Raw genomic sequence first — 424 nt, 5'->3', positions numbered from 1 at the left:
GGCGGTGAGTGTCATGTTCTCGGTGAGTGTGCCGTGGGCGCTGGTGGTGGCTGAGGCCACTGTGCTGGTTGCTGCCGGTGGTGGGATGACGACGAGCGACGACGGCACGGGTATTGCTCTGGCGGCGTTTGTTGAGGAGCCGGGCAAGCTGGTGCCGCTGGTGGTGGTGGCCCTGGTGGCGCCGGGGCGGGTGCGGCGTCTGGCGGCGGTTGACTGGGCGTTGCTGGGGTACGCGGCCGGAGCGGGTTTCACTGTGGCTGAGGACGGTGCTCGGCGTCTGATGCCTCAGGGGGTGCTGGCGTCCTTGCCGAACGATGGGGGTCTGGAGTACTCGCTCAACGCCTGGACGGCCGGGTCCTTCCGGATGTGGGACAGTGACAGCCTGGTGGGCCGGCTCAACGACGACCTGGGGCCCAGCCCGCTG

General features: G+C 69.3%; 1 pseudogene. It reads left to right on the top strand.

Annotation, left to right across the window (positions count from 1 at the left end):
• Nucleotides 1-13: 13 nt before the first annotated feature.
• Nucleotides 14-424, top strand: a pseudogene (locus BKH28_RS09220) (PrsW family intramembrane metalloprotease); the annotation flags it as partial.

It is taken from the genome of Actinomyces oris, assembly GCF_001937665.1.
GTDB classification, from domain to species: Bacteria; Actinomycetota; Actinomycetes; order Actinomycetales; family Actinomycetaceae; genus Actinomyces; species Actinomyces stomatis.
This window is presented reverse-complemented; position numbering and strand designations above follow the sequence as displayed.